The following is a 20269-nucleotide window of genomic DNA, read 5'->3' on the forward strand; positions in this document are numbered from 1 at the left end:
CGAACAGCATGGCTACCACGCCTTCGTACCCGTTCGATCCGACCGGCTCACTCGCCTCGAACCTGATCACCGGGGAGCAGCAGGTGCTGGTCGCGCAGAACTATCGTGACCAGCACCTGATCATTCCGGCGGCCGCCCCCTATTTTGCCGACACCCTCCAGATCCAGTTCAAGGATACGAGCGGACAGATCACGACGCTCAAGGAGGGCACCGACTACTTCTGCACGTACTGGTTCATCTCCGCAAGCCGCTCGTGCGCGATGCGCATCTACGGCTCCGTGAGCTTCATCAATACCGCCCTCTCGGGTGTGGTGCAACTGCGCTACCAGACGCTCGGTGGCATCTGGGTGCTCGATGCCGCCACGGTTGCCCAGTTGCTCGCCAGCAGCATGAACAACGCGCGTGTGACCTCGTGGGAGGAGATCAGCGGCACACCGTACGCCTTTCCACCCGAAGCCCACACCTGGGACGTCTATGACATGGTGGGCATGGACTATGTGGTGGCCGCGCTCGCAGGTATCCAGGACACGCTGCAGCAAACCGGGGGCGCGGGACTCGCCGCCCACGAAGCGGACCACAGCAATCCACACATCGTCACCGCTGTGCAGGTGGGCTTAGGCAACGTCCAGAACTACGCCATGGCGGCCAGCAGTGACGCCGTGGCGGGCACCTCCACCACGCTTTACATGACGCCCGCGGCGACCTCCGCCGCCATCCAGTCCCAGGTGCTCGGCCCCTTTCTCATCCACGTCAGCAACACCGCCAATCCGCACCAGGTTACCGCCGCCCAGGTGGGACTCGGCAACGTCCAGAACTATGGCGTGGCATCGAAAAGTGATGCCGTCACCGGTGCCTCCACCACGCTTTACATGACACCGGTCGCCACGGCTGCCGCGATCAACGGCACCGTGGGCCTCACGATCAACCAGCACCTGCTCAACACCAGCAACCCGCACCTGGTCAGCGCCGCGCAGGTAGGACTCGGCAACGTGCGCAACCTGTCAACGGCGAGCAGCAGTGATGCCATCACGGGCACGAGCAACGACCTGTACATGACGCCGGCGGCCACGGCCGCCGCGATTGCCGCAACCGGGTCGCTCGGGCAGATGAATGCCCACCTCACCGACTACAGCAACCCCCACCGGGTCACGGCCGCCCAGACCGGTGCCATCACCCTGGACGATGCCAGCAACCTGCTGCAGGCCTGTCTGCCTGTCAGCGCAACGGCTGCCGACACCACGCTCGCGTACGGCATGACGCTCTCGGAGCTCACCGCCCAGATTCTCGCCGGCACGGCCTCCAACGCGGCGACGGTTGGCGGGATGACGCCGCAGGAGCTGCTCAGCTATGTGGCAAGCGGCGCCTCGAGTGACGCAACAACGTTCGGTGGCATGTCACCCACCGACTGGCAGACCTATATCGCCAACGCGACGGTGGCGAACTCGAACCTCGCCTATGGTCTGACCCAGAGCGCACTGACGGCGGCGATCCTCACCGGAACCGCCGGCAACGCAAACCAGCTCGCCGGCATGCCGGTGGCGGACCTCACGGCCAGCATCCTCTCGGGCACGGCTGCCAACAGCACGCTCGCCTACGGGTTGACACAATCACAGCTCGCAAGCGCCATTCTTCAGGGGACGGCTGCGAACGCGACCCTCTTCAATGGCATGACCTCGAGTGCGCTCATCCAGATGGCGGTGAACGTCGTCAGTGCAGCCGTCGCCGCCCAGGAATTCATTGCGGAAAACACCGACGCTGTCGCCAGTGTCTGGACGCCGCTTGGCCAGGTTGCCATGCCGGGGGCAGCGCAAACGCAGAGCGTCTTTCCGGACGTGCAGTGGATCGTCGCCGGGGGCGACGCGATCACCGACACCGACAGCGGTGCGTGGCTTGTGCGCGTCTCGGTGAGGGCCGCCAGTGCACCGGACAATGTCCGGCTAGGCGTCACGAGCCTCAATGGCATGAACATGGGCACCGTCTCGTTCGGTTTCACGGTGGATAGCACAACCACACCGGGCGCGCCCGTGCTCACCGTGTGGATGCAAACCCCGGGGGAAACCAACCCGATGACTGTTACATCCCTCTCCACCAATACGACCCAGCTCACGGGCAATGTCAACCCGGTCACGACTGAGCCTGCCGGCATTGTGTATTCGGCGGCCGATGAATTCGCGAAGTTCCCGGATCTGTCCGGTGTGGTGGACAACCTGATCACCGCGTTCACCACCCTCTCCAGCTCGCTGGTGTCCTGATCTACATCCTGATCCACGTCCTGATGTGTGCCCTGAAGTGAATCGCTGATGGGTCGCGGGGGATGCCATGTCTACACAGGTTTCGTTGCCTGTCTCGCTTGCCTTCGATCCGGGTGGCCGCTCACCGGCCAACCGCATCGAGAACGAAATCCAGGTCATCGGGCTGCGCGCCGTCCGCGCCTTTCCCCTGAACTACGGACTCTTCTTTGGACGCTCCCTCATTCTCGTTGATGATGCGAGCGGCGCTGTACTCGCACCCGACACGCAGTACTACGTCACGCAGATCGACGTCGAAGCCTGCATGCGCTGCGGCAGTGAGGTTGTCGAAGTGGTGGTCATCACCGACCTGACGGTGGGCGAGCGCGTGCGCGCAACCTACCAGGCGCTGGGTGGCCCGAACAGCGTGTCGCTGGGGGCGCTGCAGCTCGCCATCGACAGTCTGAACATCAATGACGGCCCCATCGCGTGGGACCATGTTACCGCCAGGCCCCAGGCTTTCCCGCCCACGCCGCACCACCCGCATATCGGGGATGACGTCTATGGCATGGAATACATCGTCGCCGCGCTTGCACGCCTGGCTGCCTCCATGCTCGCTGGCCAGGGCGGCGCGCAGGGAGAACTGCTCGCTTATGCACAGGACTGCGTGAACGAGGCGCTTGACTCGATTGCAGCGGCCAGTGCGGCACTGGATGCGCACGAGACCAATTACGGCAACCCGCATGAGGACACGGCGCACATGATCGGCGCTTACCTCACCGGGGAAACCCGCGCTGCGATCGCGCTTGAGCGCAGCAACCAGCAGGCGGCTGATACGGTCATCCAGGGCGAGCTCGACACCCATATCGCCGACACCGCCAATCCGCACGAAGTGAGCGCGAACCAGCTCGGCGGCTACTCGACGGCGCAGTCCGATACCGCTATGGCCACCATGCAGGCCACGCTCATGCAGTCGATCACGGCGACCGAGGCACTCCAGAACGCCCACTTCGTCAACACCGGCAACCCGCACCAGGACAGCGCCGCCAGTATCGGCACGCTCACCAGCGGCCAGATCGCAAGTGCTGCGACTGCGGGCGCCGCCTCGCCCGCCTCCCAGGCTTCGGGACTGGCGACTGCCATCAACAGCCACGTCACCAACATTGGCAATCCGCATCAGGACACCGCCAACAACACCGGCACATGGACCTACACGGCGATCCAGACGAACGTCGTCACACCGCTCACCGCCCACATCAACAACCTCAGCAACCCCCATCAGGTCAGCGTCGCCCAGCTCGGCACCTACCCGTCCACCACGATCAACAGCAACATCGCCGCCGCACTTAACCAGATCGTCGCCGACGTGAATTCACTGAACGGCACGATCTCGGCACACACCGGCAATTACAGCAATCCGCACCAGGACACGCTGGCCAATACCGGCGCGGCGGGATTCACTGCCGGCGCGCTACAGAACGCGATCAACCAGCTGCAGGGGCCCGGTGGCAGCGCTGCGAACGCCATCGCCGTGCTGCCCTGAATCCATCAACGATGGAGACCCATCGTGATACCCAATCTCTACCGGTACGCGCCCGACCTGTCGGGCTCGAGCCGCCGCAATTTCGTCACGGGCGAGCCGCACGCGATCGGCATGCGCCCGGTACGGGTAATTGCCCCCCGCCAGGGGCTTTTCTTTGCCCGCTCGGTCCAGGTGATGGATGCCTTCACGCGTGCGGTCCTCTCGCCGCTGCAGTACCGGTTCCAGTTCATGCACGCCCACGCGAGCCGGCTCACCGGCCAGGAGGTCGATGCCCTCATCGTCATCACCGACCACACCGTCGGTCCGATCGTGCTCATCACGTACCAGGCGCTGGGTGGCGAGTACAGCCAGCCGCTCGCCGCGATCGCCGGTGAAATCACGGCGCTCTCGAACGACACGCGCGGCGTCGCCTTTCGCAACATCCGCAACCGCCCCAATACGTACCCACCGGTGCCACACCTGCACGAGATTGGCGACACCTACGACTGGGACTACATCGTCACGGCCATCGAGATGCTGATGGCCATCATGAGCCTCGCGGAAAACGCCTCCTATGACACGGTACTGGGTTTTATCGACCAACAGGGCAACCTGCGCGATGCCGACATCGCCAGCCTGGCGCAGGCGCTGAACGCGCACATTACGAACTACAGCAACCCGCATCAGGTCACGCTCGCGCAGCTCGACATGTATTCGGCCACACAGGTGAGCGCACTGATTGCGGCCCAGAGCGGCATGCGCGTGGCGGACGACAACACGTTGCTGACCCATATCGCCACCCACGCGGCCGACGGAAATATTCCCCATGACGATACCGCTGCTGACGTCGGCGGCTATACCATCGAAGAGGCGGACGCCAGGCTGAACGCGATCGTGCTCGCGCTCGACGCGACGCTCGCAGCGGATGCACAGGCGATGGCGGCCCACGCGGCCGATACCAGTAATCCACATAAAGTCACGCTCGAACAGATCGACGCGCTCTCCACCGCCCAGATCGGTGACGTGATTTCCACGGCCATGCAGCCGGCCACAAGCCAGCTTGCTGCCTGCGAAGCCCAGCTCGACGCACACATCACGGATTACAGCAACCCGCACCAGACCACGCTCTCGCAGATCAGTGGCTGGGACAGCGGCAGCATCGGCACGCTCAACAGTGAGGCGGGCGCTCACATCGCCAGTACGGCCAACCCCCATCAGTTGACCGCGAGGCAGGTTGGCACGCTCACCGCGAGCCAGATTACCAGCAACATCAGCGGCAATCTCACCACGCCCGCCACGAACTCGTATCTCACACCGCAGGCCAACACCATCAACGGCCACGCCGGCGACACCAACAACCCGCACAACACCACGCCCGCGATGCTCGGCGGCTGGACCTACGCGCAATGGCAGGCGGCGCTGCAGGCCGCCATCAATGCCCTGTCTTATTGATGATCCTTATATTCAGGAGTCCATCTCATGTCGCACGTCATGAGTTTGCCACTGGATGTGACGGGCGCGGCCCCGACGAACCACATCACGGATGAGCCCTACGTGATCGGCTCGGCCCTCACCCGGGCCTTCGCCACGAATTACGGCGGCTTTTATGCATCGAGCCTCGTCATCCGGGACGTCGCAACCGGCATGCCCCTCGCACCGGACCAGTATTTCCTCTCGGGCATCATGGATCTCGCGACCGCGAAATACGGCAGGCCCAACGACACGCAGATCGTCTCGATCGTGGTCGTCACCGATGCGGGAGTTTCACCCGATGTCGAGCTCGATTACCAGGCGCTGGGTGCGAAGTACGCCACACCGCAGACCGCCATCGCGAATGCGATCGAGACCTACGAGCCCGATACGCGAAACGTGCAGTGGCCTTCAGTCATCGATAACGTGGCTGATCTGCCACCCTCGCAGGCCGTGCACGACGCCGGCCAGAAGGGGCTGATCACCTTCGAGTACGTGGTCCACGCGATTGACCGCCTACAGCAGCTCGCGCTCATGGGCGACCCGGTAACACAGGACGAGGTCAGGGCCTATGCGGATCGCGCCAAATCTGTGCAGAGCGCTGGCGTTCAGGCGCAGCTCGCGCTGCTCGATGCGCACGAAGCCGACACGGACAATCCGCACGAGCTCACGCCCGCACAACTGCAGGCGATGACCCGGTCCCAGCAGGACGCGGCGATCCTCACCGAAACCAGCGCGCGCATCGCAGCCGATGCCAGTGTTGAACAGACGCTCGACGCCCACACCACCAACTACGGTAATCCGCACCAGACCACGCTGGCGCAGGTCGACATGTATTCCGTCGCGCAGGCGAACAGCCAGATCACCACCGCCCGGAACGGCGTCAATGCGGTGCTCGCCTTGAATGTGGGTGCGATGAACGCTCACATCAACAACACGGACAATCCCCATCAAACCACACCCGCCGAACTGGAAACGCTCAGTGCGAGCGATATCTCGACGGCGATATCGCTCGCCGCCAGTGCGGTGAGTTCAGACACCGCGGCCACCCTCGTGGCACTGAACACCCATATCAGCAACACGGCCAACCCGCACGAGGTCACACCCGACCAGCTCGGCACGTGGAGTGCCGCCCAGCTCCAGTCGCTTGCCGGCACGGTATCGGCCCACACCGTGAACTATGCCAATCCGCACGCCGATACGGTTGCGGCTATCAGCGGCATGGCCAGCACCGCCATCGACAGCGCGATCAGCGCGGCACTCTCAAGCCTTCTTTCGTACTACTCGAACAATAATTCCGCGATGGTGGGCCACATCAACAATCTCAACAATCCCCATCAGGTCAGCGCCCAGGCGATCGGCTGCGTGGGTCCGTGGAATAACCTCGCGGGGGACCTCAACAACGCCCAGGCACAGATCACGAATTCGGTGCCTGTGATCAACGATGCAGTCTTTTCATCATTTCATGCCTATGTGGACCGGGACGGCTATATCTCGGTCGATTTCAGAACCGCTGCGTGGAGCGGTTACGGATTTAACGGAAACCATTCACCGAGCCTCGTATCCTATACGCCCGTGATGGGCGGCGTCTCGCAGATCGCGATATACCGGAGCGTCAGCACCAGTCCGGTCATCACCAGTACCGATGCCGGACCACCGCTATCCGTAACCTTGACCCAGGCGCCCAATGCCTCCAATGACTGGACGGCCATCGTCTACATCAACGATAACCCCCAAAGCGGGGCGCACAATTACTACGTTGATGTTCACCTGACCTGCACCATGTAATGAGGCCACCGGCTGCCTTCATGCAATGAGCATTAATCCGGGCAACGGCGATGGTGCGTGATCGTCAGATTGACTGGAGATTTTTTCATCCAATTCCCCGAGCAATCAGGAAGAACCTTATTCCCATCAGCACTATATTTAATAAAAGGATTTATCCGAAAGACTCAAAGGAGTAGCCATGAAGCGCGATAAATTTCACGAACTTCATTCACTATTACCGGTAGAACACCAGCGTGCGCTGCGTGCTGCCACACATGGTGATCGGGACGCCGTCATAGCGCTCCTGCGCAAGGAATCGCCCCAGTACTTCCATGTCGAACACGGCGAAAACCAGACGCTCAGGATGCGCGAGTTTGTCGACGAACCGGGCACCGAAGTATTGTGCCGGGGCTGGCTCCGAGATAGTGCCGTGAAACGGCGCGATGCGTGGCACCATGCGTTGTTCGAAACAGACGTGGCGAACATGGAATAACCTGGCGTCTTCGCCGCTCACCCGCGAAGAGTCCTGAGAACCTGCATCGTAGGGCAATGATGATGGAACTGCCATTCGGGAATTATTTCGGAATTCACGACAGGACTTCACGCCAGATTCTTCGTGATCTGGTTTTTTCAGTTCCGGCTTCATGCTGCCTGAATGCGGCATCGGGTTTGGCAAGCCGGTTCAGAACAGGCCCCTGCGGGGCGACGCCCTGAAGTGCAACACGCGGGTCACGGTCACGATCTATGGGATGGAGGAAGGTAAGCGGTGCGATGAAGGATACGGCGATGGACGCAGGGAGGAACCTCTGCGGGGCAGCCGCACCTTCTGGTACCGGCGCATTGATCTGCGCTTGGTTGCTGCTTCGCGCGTGCGCAGGCCCGCTGTTCCCATAGCCGGTTACCCGTCGCGCACGCATGAACTGCTCGATGAGATCAATCGGTATTACGGCCTGAAACTCGAAGAAGAAGATGTCGAGAATCTCGTCTACCAGCCAGGCGAGACCGCCTGGCTCGTGGCCAGTCCCGCGTCACTTGTCTTCACGGGACGCACAAGACTTGATCTCGCGCGGCCGGCCATCACGAGCCTCGTCGATATCACGAGCCTTGGTGGATTCGACGTGGCAGCATAAAGACTGGGTGCGCTGCGCGCTCGCCCAGGCGGCATATACTTAGACACAGTATGCAAACATTTGTGGCACGCAGGCATGGAACATTTTCTTGAACATAACGAGCAGGCTCGCGACACCTTTGAGCAACTCAAGGGCGGCGTACGCGACCGGTGGCGCCAGATGGCGCGCGATGCACTGGGCAATCTGCCCACCTGGGCTGACCCGTCACCGCGCCGGAGCATCAGCCCAGCCGCACCTGATGAAGACAGCACGCACACATCAGCCGTCTGACGTATCCAGCCGGTGAGGAGCCGGGTCTCACCTCCATGCAAAAGTGTGCGTGCCCAGGAAACTAAAAATCGCCATTGCGCCTAGGCCGACGACCAGAGCAGAGCAAGCTTCACCAGCAGTGCCAGGAATTCGCGCATATCTATCCCCCAGGTGGCCGGTTACCCGAACCAGACGTAGCAGGTTTCGACAGATAGGTCGGGAGCTGCACCAGCGCTCCCACGAACAGAATGAATCAGCTATCACTTCCGCTACGAGCAGGACAATCGGCAGCCCGTTAAAGAGCGCACGGAGGATCCAGCGCATGAAGCAGATCTCAAACTACCCGAAGCTGAATGTCGCGAACACGCGTCCAAACGGGTTAAAATTTGACATAAAAAATTAAACTTTGACACCTTCAAATTCTATGACGTCATTCAATTTTGGATATTTTTTCTTGAGCACCGCTACATAACATATCGCGCTTACCATAAACACAAAAATCATCGCGAATATTATGAAAAAAATAGATAGACCAAATTTAACAGCCAGAAAGATGATGGGCCAAATTGAAATAATCGCAAGCGATACAAAGCAACCCACTAAAAATCTTGGCCCGTTCATCCGCTCCCACGTGGAAGGATCTATACCATAAGATAAAAATATGCCAGGGGAAAATCTCAGGCCGCGAAGCGCCAATCCTTTTAAAACAGCAATCTGCAATTCACGTTTATTTTTGAATCTCTTAAATTCGCCCTGAAAATAAAGGACGTGCTTTTCTTGACCCACCCAAAATTCAAGGCCGGTAGGCTCATACTTCCTTCCGCCATGAGTTCCGACATCGTACCAACTGGACACGTTTTCCTTGATATCGCCCCATGCTATGTCACACACTTTTCCGCCATATGAAAAGTTTATGCCATCGTTATTTACAACAAATGAGTAATTTATTTCCTCCTTTCCAGATCGCCCCAGAAGATAAAAAGAAAATGCAAATAAGCCAACAACCAGGAAAAATTCAATAATAAATGCCGACGGAGGAAATCGCTCGCCATCTAAAAATAATATTACCATGAAGCCAAAACTGCCAATAGCGCAAAAAACCCCTGTCACAATATACATTATTTCCGTGAATAATTTTGCAGGAATGCCGCGCACTTCTTCGACAGAGTCAAAAGAAATAAGAAATTTTCTACTCATATTCTATTTTATGACATTTAATCCTAATGGCGAGCAGTTTCCTTGCCTTCGATAGAGGCTCGGAGGATACGTGACGTCATTGATAAAACCTGAATATTCGCGTCTACCTGCTTGGGAGTCGCTTGCCTGTTCCTCGCCAAACCCATGGCCGCGAGTTCTATTTTTCCTCGTCAGATAATTGAATTGGCGGTTTCGTAATGTCAAGATAACTGACGCTTGGCACCCCCTGGCTATGACGCCCACCCCTACATTAAGTATCGAATATGTCAGCGTAATCGGGATCATCTTTTGCCAGACGTCATACCCGGTTGAAGCAACAGCTTTGCTCGGCAAATGTTCGTATAGCGCCTTCCGTTTTCCATTATGTCCGAAAGACGAATGACATCAGTCATGCTTACGCTAATTGCCCTCTTGAGCAGGCCAAAATTCGTGAGCGCCATATAAACGGAAAAATCGATATCCCGATACTGCTCAGGGATTTGAGGCTTCAACTTTCGCCTAAGCCACTCACTATTTATCACAATAAGAGATTCCGGATCGCACATATCCATTACCACCTGATCCCGGCTCGTCAGACTGAGAGCCGAATCAGGCATAGCACGCACGGCATCACCACGGCCGAACTCATCTAACAATGAGGCTGCTTCCTCGTAAATATCCTGCTGCACCATATTCTGTGCTTTCTGGCTGCCACAATCCGGAACCGGACTACAGGCACTCAAATTTGCCACCGCGATAGTCAATAACAATAGCCGAATTATCCATTTCAAGCGCCCCTCTTTTGGCTGAGTTACATTGCCAAATAATTCGTGCTTACATAGCGTGGTACAACTTGCCCTAAAACAAAGGTCTGTGCCAACGGCAGGTTTGCGCACTTCATCGCGTTTCGGCCAGGCGCAGGTAAAGTGAACTTCCTACGACTGAGAATTCTGAAATCCCATGACCTTTGTTTTTTCCTGCCCGTAGTGAATAAAGACAGTATGGCCACATCCAGCCAGTGCTTCAGATGCTGGCTCTGGCACCACCATACCACGAGCCACAAACTGATATCATCAGGTTCAATAAAGTTCGCACACCCATAAGAGCGAACCGTTGAGACTTCGGCCGGATCATTCTTTGCATGGGTGTTACCGTCTCTGCATTTACCGGGGAGACTACCGAGTGAAAAATTTAACGACAGACAGCGGATAACTTGCATAACAATCTACGCGTTCGCTTGATAATTGCGCAAGTAATCATGAAAGGCGATCGCCAAATCATCAAGAAATGTCAAGGAAAACGCTGTCCACATTTGTGAATTCCCGATTTTCCTCAATTTTCATCTCACATGAAATACCACGGCAGTCAGCTTCCTGATGTCGAACCCATTTGTGTATTCCACGGATTATATCCGCTGGGTACCGCATTGACGAACGCGCTGCTGCCCGGATTGAACGTGACCTGATCGGCCACCTGCCAGGTCGACGCCGCGGGAAACACCTGCGTCGCCTGACCGTTGTGCTGGCAGATGCTCCCGATCGCGATGCCGCCCACGTTGCCCACCGGATTCTGGTTCATGGCCACGCCCCCGTTCCACTGCTGCGTGACCGGATTAAAGAACCAGATGAGCGCATCGACAAGATTCACCGCCATGCCGACCGTCACGCCCTGCGCGGGTGGCTGCGCGCCGATCGAGGCAACCGTGCCCCCCAGATAGAGCACGCCGCTCGTCGCCTTCGCGACATTGGTGACCATCATGATGCTGTTCGCATCCGCCCCGAGTTCGCCCACCGGCACACCAAACTGGTTCGTGAGGCCAAACCCGCTCGCGCCCGTGAGACGGTCATACGTCGCTTCGGCGTAGAAGTAGCCCGATACCTGCGCGTAGGTCGTGCGGGCACTCAGCCACTCGTTGGCCAGCGCCACCACGGTCATGTTGCTGTTGGCAAGGTCCATGCCATCGGGCAGCAGTGTCGCATCGAACGTCGCATTCACCGTCGGCAGGGTGGGCGTACTACCGCCACCTGGCGGCGCGATACCGGCGCCCGCAATGATGCCTTCGTCGATGAGGCTCTGGATGAACTGGGAGAGGGATGCGACCTGCTGCTGGAGGGTGGCAACCTGCACGCGTGCTGCGGCAAGCTGTGCGGTAGGGGTGCCGTTGCGTCCCATCAGCGCCTCACGGCTCGCGGTAACCGACGCGTCCTCGGCGGGACTGATCTGGGTCTGGGCGGTCACGGCGAGCGAGCGGATCGTGCCCGGGTCCACGCCGATCGCGTCCTGCACCACCGCTCTCACCTGCGACTTCACGTAGGTCAGGTCGAGCGAGTCGGGCAGCGCCCCCAGTTTCACCCCGAGCACGATACCCCGGTACGGGATGTTGTTGCCGTTGGGCATCTGGCAGATGTATGTGCTGGGCACGTGAATGCGGTTCGCGCCTGTCGCCTGCAGCGAAATGATGGATGCCCCCGCGGCGACATCGTTCTGGTAGTCGCTTTGCTGCAGATTTTGCGGCTGGTAGTAGAGCGTGAACGGATCCCCGCCATCGGCGATGATGTCGGCCAGCTCGCGCACCGCCACGCAGGTGTACGCGACGGTGGACGAAACCAGCTGGTCAAAGGGCGTCACCAGTGACCACAGGCCCGAGGCTCCGAGGTTCGGATTCAGGGGGGTTGTCATTGCGGTTCCGGTTTAAGGAGGCTTGTGTCAGGAAGTGGTTCCGGTCTCTGCCGATTGCTCCGGAGCGGGCACACCAGCCAGAGGAAAGCTGGATTTCGTGACCATCAGGTAGCTGATGTTGTTGTAATTCGTCACGAGATAGAGGACGTTGTTGCGCGTGAGTTTGGTCATGCCCGCGGGCACACTGCCGTACTGGGTGAGTGTCTCCGCATTCACGAGCATGGTCACGAGCAGCAGCAGGAAGTTTTGCGTGGCCACCGCCATGCGGTTAAAGTCCACACTCTGCGAGGGCACACCGAGGAGATCGGGAAACACGTCGACGATCTGGAAGGCGTTATTCTGGTTGCTGGGCGAGCCGCAGCTCACAAGCGCAATGGATTTATAGGGCACCGTCTGCACGCAGGCATTCGCATTTATATGACTCGCCCCATAGGCGGCGACCTGGCCGATCATCGTATTCGCGCGGCCTAAGTTCGCCACCGGCGAATAGATCCCGCGCTGCTGGCTGCGATCGGGAATCGCGAACTGGTCCCACATCGGCACGAGTGTAAATTCCGTGCGTTTGAAGATCTCCGGCAGGATCGCTTCCCAGTCGGCCTGATCATGCGTGCTGTTGGCGAGTATGAAATTGATGATCGCGCCCGCCACCGAATCGATGTTGTTGCCGGCAAGGCCATAGATCAGGATCGTCCAGTTCGTCAGGATCGTGTTCTCCGCATTGTTCGGATCGATGTAGTTGAAGCTCTGCGCCTCGAGCATCGTTTCCGGGAAATTGCCGCGCGCGGTGTTCACGAGCGCAATCGTGTCGGTGTACGTCTGGGCCGCCACGAGCGCCGCCACACTCGATGAGGTCGTGAAGAAGTCGTCCAGATTCGCGACTGGCGGCACGACGAGGATGGTGTAGTCGTCGTACTGCGAACCGAACGCGGAGTCGGTGAACCAGATGCGGATCACGCAGGTGCCGCCGCTCATCATCTCGCCGTAGACCGGATCAGTGAGGTTTTCCCACTGCAGCCACTCGGGCACCCAGTACGTGCCATCGGTCGCCATCGGGCCGCAGGTGAAATTCTGCGCCTCGGTCTGGAAAGTCGCGAGCAGCCGGTCGAGCAGCGTCTGCGCGGCAATCTCCCCGGGGTTCGGAACCGCCTGGGTCTGGGCATAGATCCACGCCGCGAAATTCAGGACCTGCGTGGCGATGCCCGCGGGAACGCCGACCGCGCCCGACTCGTCCTGGCTCGTAAAACTCACGAGAAAGAGATCGGGACTTGACTCCTGGAACTCCATCGACTTCGTCACTGCGTAGGTGCTCGAATACTCCGAGAGTGCACCAATCGTTGCGAGCGTGCCCGCTGGGGCGGCACTCGCCAGTTTCGAGTTGTTGATGAAACCTTTGAGCAGATACATCGCGCCACTCCCGCCAAAGTGTCGTCAAGAAGCACCCCGGGCTACCCGGGCCATAGAATGCGCGAGGCCTTCCATGCCATTTTTCCAGACCCTTCTGAAGCTGTTCACCTCGGTATGGTCGGTCGTGCGGGAAATGGTGCTCAACAACGAATCGTTCCTCGAAGTGCTGCGCCAGAACCGGCGCCGCGCGATTTTCAGCATCGTGGTGATGGCGAGCCTCGCTTTCAGCGCGATCAGTCTGGGCGTGGATGCGCGCTTCGTTTCCATCCTCATCCGTTATGTACGGCTGGAGCGCAAATATCAGGACCTCGAAACAGCATCGCGCCGTGAACACGAGATGGGTCACCCGCAGGCCGGTCACCAGCCTTCCGCACCCGATGCGAGAACCGGGACGACGTCCGATCCCGTCACGGATCTGCGCTCGGCGCTCACCGACTGGGAACCCGAAAACTGACACGCCCGTGGAAACCGCCATGTTCCTGCCCGCATGGGTGGCCTGCGGCACGACTGTCGTCCTGCTGCCGGGCTGCATCACGCTCAATACCACCACGCCTACCGCCACGCCCGTCCCGTTATATGTCTTCACCCCGGCAACCCTTCCTGCCCCATCCTCCGCCCCACCCGTCACTCCACTTGCTACCCCGCCCGTCACCGCTCCCTCTCCCGGCAGACCGCGCCACCCTGCCGCCGCACGCCGCTCCCGCACCCAGGCCCGGGCAAGCCCGGCCCCTGTGAACCCGTCACAGCCCGCCTGCACCCGCTTTGTCATGCCGGCGCTCCCCGCCCTGCCTAAAGCGCCGCTCAGGGAGCTCGACGCCGTCAGCGACACGGCCGCCGCACTTGCGCTCGCCGACCGGCACATCGTCGACCTGCACCACTACATCATCGCCCTGCGCAACACGTTCAATACCGCCTACCGCGACTATCTGGAGCGCTGCCACGCCAGCAGCGCCGGACACCCATAAAACCGCTGTAAAAGATTACCGGCCCGCCTGATTGTGTGTCCCGCCCCCCTGAGGAATCCTGACAAGGAGCCGCGATGAGCACAGACGACGAGGTACTGGAACAACCCCTGGAGGAAACACGGGAAGAAAATGCTGCACCCGACGAGGCTGCCCCAGACGAGGCCGCGGGGCATGCCCGCGCCCGCCCTTCATCGCCGGGGCTGGACGCGATCGCAAAAGGACTGGTGCTCTATACCGACGCGGGCAGCAACCCCAATCCGGGACCCACCGGCTGGGGCGTGCACGGCTACCTGTATGCCGATGCGGTACCCACCCGGGGCAGCGGCAACCCGCGGTGGCTGCTCACGCGCCGCGGCTATGTGGAAAAGTACGATGCCGCAAAACGCATGGGGCTCACCGAGGTCACCCCCATCCACTATGTCGACGGGTTTGGGTCCGTGCTGGCCAGCAACGGACATGCCCCGACCAATAACGTGGGCGAGCTCATGGCGGCGGTCCGTGCGCTCGAATACGCGCAGGCGTTCGACGTCGCCCGCGTGATAGTGCGCGTGGATAGCGAATACGTGCGTCGCGGCATGGAAGAATGGATCGCGGCATGGAAGAAGAACGGATGGGTCAAGCGCGGCGGCGAGCCGCTGCCCAACGCCGAACTCTGGAAGGAACTGGAGGTGGCGAAAACCCGCCTCATCGAACGGGGCGTAGAGGTAAAGTTCACGTGGGTGAAGAGCCACAGCCACCATCTGGGCAACGTGCTCGCCGACAAGCTCGCCACCATCGGCATCGCGCTCTCCGCCCAGGGCAGCGCGAAAAACGAAATCGGCTCAACCGCGGCCCAGGGGTACTGGAAGTACGATACCGGCCGTCATCCGATGCTCGCCAACCGGTGCCTGTACTTCAACAGCGTGGCGCAATACCAGCAGGCGGGTGTCTACTGGCTGGGCGACCACGGCAAGGAGGACGAGCTGCTGGGCAAGCGCGTGAGCGATGGCGCGCATACGGTGGCCAGGTTGCGCGAACCCGATGCGGCCATCGAGCTCGTGCGCCGCTACACCACGGAACTCGCCGGCGGCCTTGATTCCATCGTGATCGTGCGTCTGGACCAGCTCTTCAGCGCCACCACGCACCGCGAACTCCTCACCTGGGGCACCGCCGCGCTGCTGCGCCCGAGCGCCTGGCGGCTCGACCTGAACTGCCTGGATGAGGAGCCTGGCGGCCACACCCACAAGCCGCTTTCGCGCGAATGCCGCCCACCGCGCATTGCGATGCGTGCGATTGCAGCGGTCTCGGAACTGATGGAGCGTCTACGCCTCTACGAGGAGCACGATGCATCGTTCACCGTTACCGACCTGACTGAACAGCTTTATGAAACCAGGGAAAAGCGCGGCGGAAAAAAAGAGGCAACGGGCAGCACTTCGGAAAGCGTCACGGAAAAGACGATGGAACTGCGCGCCGAATACGGCGTGGGCTTTGCCGCCCTGACGGTACCGGCCCGCTATCGCGCAGGGAACTTTGTCTCGACCATTCCCGTGACGCTCACACTCGGCATCGACCTCATCAACCGCAACGCGCTCAAACGGCTGGAGAAGGCCAACCCAAAGGTGAGTCTGATCACATGGTCCGAGTCGGAGCGCTCGTTCCGGTACGCCACCGTCGTGGAGGCTGATGGAGATATCTGCATCAGCGCCGGCACTTACTCAAACCTGAGAGTCATCCCCTGACTCATCCGCGCTTTCGCAATCCCGCGAACGGATTCCATCCGTTATCGCCCTTTACCGTCTTCAGGTAGAACGGATAATTCGTGCACAGGGACGCTGCCACGGCAAAGCCCATGTTGATGCCAAAATCAATCCCGTGGGGAATGTCGATATTCGTCGCAACCTCGAAGACCGCTTCCAGGACACCCACTGCCAGCGCAATCGCGAGCCATGTTACCGCCCGCCGCCACATGCCCAGCGCGAGCCAGTAAAGCGGGCCGAAAAAAAAGCCCAGCCAGCTGGCGCTGATGAGCCGCTTTTTCCTGCCGGGCAGTATCCTGAACGCTGCGCTGAATTCAGCTGATGACGGCGCGCCATACTGTTCGAAGAATTCGAACCGCTCACGCCATTTCGGTTTCCGCTCAGAAGGCAATGCGCTGGCTCCAGGGGTGAGTTCAGGCATGGTTTCGTCTCCAGATTATTGTCATTTAGCGGGCAATCCTGGCTCAGCTATTATCCGGACCCGAATTGTCCGGCCGGACGGCTTTCACGTAGTGACTCTGCCAGTACGGCTGGTTGATGTTTTCCACCCGCACATGTTCACCCGTTGACGGCGCATGAATGAAGTCACCGTGACCGAGATAAAGTCCCACATGTGTAATGCCGCGACCGAACGTATGGAAAAAGACCAGATCGCCCGTGTGCAGGTCCCCGAGCGCAACGGGTTTGCCTTCTGAGGCCTGGGCCGCCGCCGAACGGGCCAGATGCACTCCGGCTGCCCGGCTGAGCACATACTGCACAAAGCCGCTGCAGTCAAAGCCGTTCGCGGGCGAGTTGCCGCCACGGCGGTAACGGATGCCCACGAGGCTCAGCGCCTTGTCCTGTATGCGATCAAGCGCCGCACGCCATCCGCCGGCTGAATTCGCATCGGGATCAACGGTCGTCCAGCCTTCCGAATCACGGTCTGATACCGTAACGGGCCCGGGGGTTGATTCACTCGACGGCCCGGCCTCACTGTCAGTGACCGGCCCAGTGAGCCGAACGTCCTTCAACGCCCCGACCGGCTGCAGGTCCGGCGCAGCAGACGAAGTGGATGCTGTGGTGTGCTCAGGAACGACATCCGCATGCAGGGCGACATGCTGCGCAAGACGATGCGCTAACGGCCGATGCTGGACCTTTTGCACGCGGTGCTGCTCAGGATGCGCCCATACGGGCATAGCGCCCGTGACGGCCGCGATGGCCAGGATGATCGCCTCGGCGCGCAGCACAGATGTCGCCTTGCGGCAAAGGGATTGCAGTCGCATGGTGCTCTGGCCAGTCAGGCGCCAGAGATGCGCACGGACCCAAACCGGCGTGTCGTGATGATTGTGTGCACAACAATATCACCGGATCAATACAACTGAAAGCTTTGTTAATTTTCATTTAACGCTTATGGCAAATCCCCCCTCAAAATAATCAGGCCCCCTTGCCCTGCATTCCATGCCCGTCGCCGTCTGGCAGCTGAAGAGCCCGCAACACGACCTGGGTGCTGAAGTTCACCGCGGTGACGAATGTCTGCACCTTGTACCAGATGGTGCTGTACATCTCGAGCTGCGAAGCTATCTGGTACGCCCCTTCCGAGAGCTCCGTCACGACCTCGGGTGAAATGCCTTCAAGCTCGCGGCGCGCGATCTTCTTCTCGATTACACCCAGCAGGTGAAGGGATTCGTCGATCTTCTTCTGGATGAGCGTGCGATCGACGCGGCTGATCTCTGCCGCAAGACGGCTGGTTACCTCGAATACCGCCTTCCAGTCGGCATTACGCGAGACCACATCCGCGTAGGTGCGATCTGTCTTCGTGGAGCCGGCCTGGAAACACTCGCCGAGCTTCAGATTGTCTTCATCGCGCTGGCGATGTAACCCCCCGTAGTAGTCCGGGTTGTACTGCGCGCTGAACTGGAAATCGGCGCTGGTCACGAGCTGGCCGAGAAAGAGCGTGTAACGCGAAAGCTCATCGAGAATGGCCGTCGCATGCGAGACCGCCTCCGAGAGCGCTGCGGCATAGACGAGGTATGGCACCTTCAGCCCCTGCGGCACGCGTGCCGGCAGCGGCGAGAGCGTGACGTAGTTATACCCCGCAAGCAGCGCCAGAAACTGTTTCTGGTCGGCGCTGAACGCCACGGGCCGCTCACCCGGCGAGACGAGCGCGGCAAGATCCCCAAGCCCCTGCCGGACGGCGGGAATGATCCGGTGCAGCAGTCCGGTGATATCGGCAAGGTTAAAGGCTTCGAGCGCCACGACCTGGCGCTGGTTTTCGAGTAGCGTGGTCATGACAGGTCATCCATGATCGCGGGCAGACATAAAATAATTTCGCGGCACATCGTCTGCAAGCACTCCTGAACAGCGTATTTCCCATCGCGGGAGAAACCATGCCTGCGGACATCGATCTTCGCTCCAGGATGACGCCCGCACCGAATGTCAAGCTCATGATCAACCTCGGTGCGTGCCTGGACATTCCCACCGGCCACTACATCGAGGGGCAGCGCGGCGAATCGGTCCTCAACGGGGGACTCGGCTACATCACCGGGATCGTCGGCATCGGCAACAACTTCAAGTCCACCATCGAGCGCTTCATGATGCTCACCGCCATGTCGCGCATGATGTACTCCACCGCCAAGACCTACGACACCGAAACCAGTATCCACGAGGAACACCAGATCCGGGTCGCCGCGAACATCGCGGACTTTCACCACGAGAACATCCTCGCCAGTGGCCGCTGGCTAGTCACCGACAAGACCGTCTATGCCGGTGACGAGTGGTACCGCCTGCACAAGGAAGAACTGGAAGAAAAGCGCCGCCGCCGCGACATCACCGTCGCTACCCCCTACTGGAACCGTGAGCGCTCGGCAAACCTCTCGATGCTTGTTCCCACCTTCACCGAGATTGACTCGTTCAGCGAGTTCGAGACGAGCAACATCATCGAGATGCAGGACGAGATTGAACTCGGCGAGGCCAAAGGTAACACCATCGACATGCAGCAGGGGCGCGTGAAAAACCGCATCCTGATGGAGGTGCCGCGCATCCACACGAGCGTCTACGACTATCTGCTCATGACCGCGCACATCGGCCACGTGATCGATCTGCACGGCGGGCCGCCCGGTACCGGGGGCGCTGCCACAATGCTCAGATACCTGCGCAACGGCGAGAAGATCAAGGGGGTACCCGCGAAGTTCACGTTCCTCACCCACAACTGCTGGCACGCATTCAATGCGGCACCGCTCGTCAATCATGCCACGAAGGGGCCAGAATATCCGCGCAGCAGCAGCGATGACCTCGCCCACGACACGGACCTGAACGCGGTGCTCATCCGTAACCTGCGCGGCAAGGCGGGACCGTCTGGCATGCCCATCACACTGATCGTTTCGCAGTCCGATGGCGTGCTGCCGTCACTGACCGAGTTTCACCACATCCGGGAGAACGGCCACTATGGACTTGAAGGCAGCAACACGAGCTATGCACTCGCGCTCTACCCGGAGGTGAAACTGCAGCGCACCACCGTGCGCGCGAAGATCGATGCCGATCCGCTCCTGCGCCGGGCGCTCACGATTACCTCCGAGATGTGCCAGATGAGCTATCTCTGGCACACCCAGCCCGAGCGGTTCCGCCTCACACCCAGGGCGCTTTACGAAAACCTCAAGGCACAGGGCTACGACTGGAAAGTGCTGCTCGATACACGCGGATGGTGGACCCACGAAGCGGGTGAGACCCGGGAGCTGCCGTTTCTCTCGACGCTGGATCTCATTCGTATGAGTCTCGCGACGGGCCACCCCGAGCGTTACGTGCCCTACTGGCTCGAAGCAGACAGGAAGACCATCAAGGCCCGTTACCAGCGCTGCATCGAAGCCTACCGCGCACGCGACGTACCGGTCGACATGCAGGCCGGCACAAGCGTCGCCTGACACACATACACAGAACCGATCGCAAAAGGGCTGAGTCCTATATCACG

The 20269-nt window shown here is 60.1% G+C and carries 18 protein-coding genes; 10 read left to right on the forward strand and 8 right to left on the reverse strand.

Going from position 1 to position 20269, the window contains the following annotated elements; translation table 11 throughout:
- Positions 1 to 8: 8 nt before the first annotated feature.
- The 4 genes from L0U80_RS28585 (at position 9) to L0U80_RS28600 (ending at position 7008) form a co-directional block, all read left to right on the forward strand.
- Entirely contained in the window at positions 9 to 2252 is a 2244-nt protein-coding gene (locus L0U80_RS28585) for a hypothetical protein (RefSeq protein WP_233874204.1), read from the forward strand.
- Between the two features lie 67 nt (positions 2253 to 2319).
- Entirely contained in the window at positions 2320 to 3771 is a 1452-nt protein-coding gene (locus L0U80_RS28590) for a hypothetical protein (RefSeq protein ID WP_233874207.1), read from the forward strand.
- Between the two features lie 24 nt (positions 3772 to 3795).
- Entirely contained in the window at positions 3796 to 5202 is a 1407-nt protein-coding gene (locus L0U80_RS28595; RefSeq protein ID WP_233874211.1) for a hypothetical protein, read from the forward strand.
- A gap of 27 nt (positions 5203 to 5229) precedes the next feature.
- Entirely contained in the window at positions 5230 to 7008 is a 1779-nt protein-coding gene (locus L0U80_RS28600) for a hypothetical protein (protein WP_233874214.1), read from the forward strand.
- 214 nt (positions 7009 to 7222) lie between these two features.
- On the opposite strand, the gene L0U80_RS28605 is transcribed toward L0U80_RS28600, so the two are convergent.
- Positions 7223 to 7633: a hypothetical protein gene (locus L0U80_RS28605; RefSeq protein ID WP_233874217.1), complete on the reverse strand. Its 411-nt coding sequence runs from the start codon at positions 7631 to 7633 to the stop codon at positions 7223 to 7225.
- Between L0U80_RS28605 and L0U80_RS28610 the strand changes: the two genes are divergently transcribed.
- Positions 7632 to 8117 carry a DUF7941 domain-family protein gene (locus tag L0U80_RS28610; protein WP_233874220.1) on the forward strand — a complete coding sequence of 162 codons (486 nt, stop codon included), beginning with the start codon at positions 7632 to 7634 and terminating at the stop codon, positions 8115 to 8117. The two genes, L0U80_RS28605 and L0U80_RS28610, sit on opposite strands and share 2 nt — an antisense overlap.
- Positions 8118 to 8192: 75 nt before the next feature.
- The gene (locus tag L0U80_RS28615) at positions 8193 to 8387 is read left to right on the forward strand and encodes a hypothetical protein (protein ID WP_233874223.1); all 195 of its coding nucleotides are present in this window, start codon (positions 8193 to 8195) and stop codon (positions 8385 to 8387) included.
- Between the two features lie 378 nt (positions 8388 to 8765).
- On the opposite strand, the gene L0U80_RS28620 is transcribed toward L0U80_RS28615, so the two are convergent.
- The 4 genes from L0U80_RS28620 to L0U80_RS28635 all read right to left on the reverse strand — a co-directional run bounded on the left by L0U80_RS28620 (position 8766) and on the right by L0U80_RS28635 (position 13625).
- A complete protein-coding gene (locus tag L0U80_RS28620; RefSeq protein ID WP_233874226.1) occupies positions 8766 to 9563 on the reverse strand; it encodes a hypothetical protein in 798 nt (265 codons plus the stop codon).
- 281 nt (positions 9564 to 9844) lie between these two features.
- The gene (locus tag L0U80_RS28625) at positions 9845 to 10333 is read right to left on the reverse strand and encodes a hypothetical protein (protein WP_233874229.1); all 489 of its coding nucleotides are present in this window, start codon (positions 10331 to 10333) and stop codon (positions 9845 to 9847) included.
- Between the two features lie 574 nt (positions 10334 to 10907).
- Positions 10908 to 12221, reverse strand: a complete 1314-nt coding sequence (locus L0U80_RS28630) for a DUF7194 family protein (protein WP_233874231.1) — start codon at positions 12219 to 12221, stop codon at positions 10908 to 10910.
- Between the two features lie 27 nt (positions 12222 to 12248).
- Positions 12249 to 13625 (reverse strand): hypothetical protein, encoded by a 1377-nt coding sequence (locus L0U80_RS28635; RefSeq protein WP_233874234.1) that lies wholly within the window; start codon positions 13623 to 13625, stop codon positions 12249 to 12251.
- A 73-nt stretch (positions 13626 to 13698) separates the two neighbouring features.
- Between L0U80_RS28635 and L0U80_RS28640 the strand changes: the two genes are divergently transcribed.
- The 3 genes from L0U80_RS28640 to L0U80_RS28650 all read left to right on the forward strand — a co-directional run bounded on the left by L0U80_RS28640 (position 13699) and on the right by L0U80_RS28650 (position 16308).
- Entirely contained in the window at positions 13699 to 14079 is a 381-nt protein-coding gene (locus L0U80_RS28640; RefSeq protein ID WP_233874237.1) for a hypothetical protein, read from the forward strand.
- A 313-nt stretch (positions 14080 to 14392) separates the two neighbouring features.
- A complete protein-coding gene (locus L0U80_RS28645; protein WP_233874240.1) occupies positions 14393 to 14590 on the forward strand; it encodes a hypothetical protein in 198 nt (65 codons plus the stop codon).
- 74 nt (positions 14591 to 14664) lie between these two features.
- Complete coding sequence (locus L0U80_RS28650; protein WP_233874243.1) at positions 14665 to 16308, forward strand: ribonuclease H family protein; 1644 nt, start codon at positions 14665 to 14667, stop codon at positions 16306 to 16308.
- A gap of 1 nt (position 16309) precedes the next feature.
- Here L0U80_RS28650 and L0U80_RS28655 read toward each other — a convergent pair whose 3' ends face one another.
- The 3 genes from L0U80_RS28655 to L0U80_RS28665 form a co-directional block, all read right to left on the reverse strand.
- Positions 16310 to 16747, reverse strand: a complete 438-nt coding sequence (locus L0U80_RS28655) for a DUF2628 domain-containing protein (protein ID WP_233874246.1) — start codon at positions 16745 to 16747, stop codon at positions 16310 to 16312.
- Between the two features lie 43 nt (positions 16748 to 16790).
- Positions 16791 to 17588 (reverse strand): C40 family peptidase, encoded by a 798-nt coding sequence (locus L0U80_RS28660; RefSeq protein ID WP_233874249.1) that lies wholly within the window; start codon positions 17586 to 17588, stop codon positions 16791 to 16793.
- A 151-nt stretch (positions 17589 to 17739) separates the two neighbouring features.
- Positions 17740 to 18594, reverse strand: coding sequence for a hypothetical protein (locus L0U80_RS28665; protein ID WP_233874252.1), 855 nt, complete (start codon positions 18592 to 18594; stop codon positions 17740 to 17742).
- Positions 18595 to 18692: 98 nt separating this feature from the next.
- On the opposite strand from L0U80_RS28665, the gene L0U80_RS28670 reads away from it, so the two are divergent.
- Positions 18693 to 20222, forward strand: coding sequence for a hypothetical protein (locus tag L0U80_RS28670; protein ID WP_233874255.1), 1530 nt, complete (start codon positions 18693 to 18695; stop codon positions 20220 to 20222).
- Positions 20223 to 20269: the final 47 nt, after the last annotated feature.

The sequence above is a fragment of the Paraburkholderia adhaesiva genome (assembly GCF_021390575.1).
GTDB lineage: Bacteria > Pseudomonadota > Gammaproteobacteria > Burkholderiales > Burkholderiaceae > Paraburkholderia > Paraburkholderia adhaesiva.

Bases quoted from the DNA above. Each gene is read 5' to 3' on its own strand.
- L0U80_RS28670 (WP_233874255.1), top strand. From the start codon at position 18,693: ATGCCTGCGGACATCGATCTTCGCTCCAGGATGACGCCCGCACCGAAT.
- L0U80_RS28620 (WP_233874226.1), bottom strand. From the start codon at position 9,563: ATGAGTAGAAAATTTCTTATTTCTTTTGACTCTGTCGAAGAAGTGCGC.
- L0U80_RS28655 (WP_233874246.1), bottom strand. From the start codon at position 16,747: ATGCCTGAACTCACCCCTGGAGCCAGCGCATTGCCTTCTGAGCGGAAA.
- L0U80_RS28610 (WP_233874220.1), top strand. From the start codon at position 7,632: ATGCTGCCTGAATGCGGCATCGGGTTTGGCAAGCCGGTTCAGAACAGG.
- L0U80_RS28585 (WP_233874204.1), top strand. From the start codon at position 9: ATGGCTACCACGCCTTCGTACCCGTTCGATCCGACCGGCTCACTCGCC.
- L0U80_RS28645 (WP_233874240.1), top strand. From the start codon at position 14,393: ATGCCGGCGCTCCCCGCCCTGCCTAAAGCGCCGCTCAGGGAGCTCGAC.
- L0U80_RS28650 (WP_233874243.1), top strand. From the start codon at position 14,665: ATGAGCACAGACGACGAGGTACTGGAACAACCCCTGGAGGAAACACGG.
- L0U80_RS28615 (WP_233874223.1), top strand. From the start codon at position 8,193: ATGGAACATTTTCTTGAACATAACGAGCAGGCTCGCGACACCTTTGAG.
- L0U80_RS28640 (WP_233874237.1), top strand. From the start codon at position 13,699: ATGCCATTTTTCCAGACCCTTCTGAAGCTGTTCACCTCGGTATGGTCG.
- L0U80_RS28635 (WP_233874234.1), bottom strand. From the start codon at position 13,625: ATGTATCTGCTCAAAGGTTTCATCAACAACTCGAAACTGGCGAGTGCC.
- L0U80_RS28600 (WP_233874214.1), top strand. From the start codon at position 5,230: ATGTCGCACGTCATGAGTTTGCCACTGGATGTGACGGGCGCGGCCCCG.
- L0U80_RS28590 (WP_233874207.1), top strand. From the start codon at position 2,320: ATGTCTACACAGGTTTCGTTGCCTGTCTCGCTTGCCTTCGATCCGGGT.
- L0U80_RS28605 (WP_233874217.1), bottom strand. From the start codon at position 7,633: ATGAAGCCGGAACTGAAAAAACCAGATCACGAAGAATCTGGCGTGAAG.
- L0U80_RS28630 (WP_233874231.1), bottom strand. From the start codon at position 12,221: ATGACAACCCCCCTGAATCCGAACCTCGGAGCCTCGGGCCTGTGGTCA.
- L0U80_RS28660 (WP_233874249.1), bottom strand. From the start codon at position 17,588: ATGCGACTGCAATCCCTTTGCCGCAAGGCGACATCTGTGCTGCGCGCC.
- L0U80_RS28665 (WP_233874252.1), bottom strand. From the start codon at position 18,594: ATGACCACGCTACTCGAAAACCAGCGCCAGGTCGTGGCGCTCGAAGCC.